Origin of the sequence: Psychrobacter sp. CAL346-MNA-CIBAN-0220, assembly GCF_040309805.1 — a bacterium.
In the GTDB taxonomy this organism is placed as follows: Bacteria; Pseudomonadota; Gammaproteobacteria; order Pseudomonadales; family Moraxellaceae; genus Psychrobacter.
On the sequence record NZ_JBEOPF010000458.1, the window covers coordinates 1 to 258 of the forward strand.

At 61.2% G+C, this 258-nt stretch carries 1 pseudogene; it reads right to left on the bottom strand.

Annotation, left to right across the window (positions count from 1 at the left end):
• Window positions 1-258: pseudogene (locus tag AAEY88_RS14355) on the bottom strand (amidophosphoribosyltransferase); the annotation flags it as partial.

Here is a 258-nt window from a genome sequence, read left to right on the forward strand (position 1 = left end):
CGATGGAGTCATCCACCAGCATCACGTTCTTGCCGCGGAACTCAAGCTCAATGGCGTTGAGCTTCTGGCGTACCGACTTCTTGCGCGCCGCCTGGCCGGGCATGATGAAGGTACGGCCGATGTAGCGGTTCTTCACGAAGCCTTCGCGGAACTTGACGCCCAGATGGTTGGCCAACTCCAGCGCAGCGGTACGGCTGGTGTCCGGAATCGGGATGACCACGTCGATATCGTGCTCGGGGCGCTCGCGCAGGATCTTCT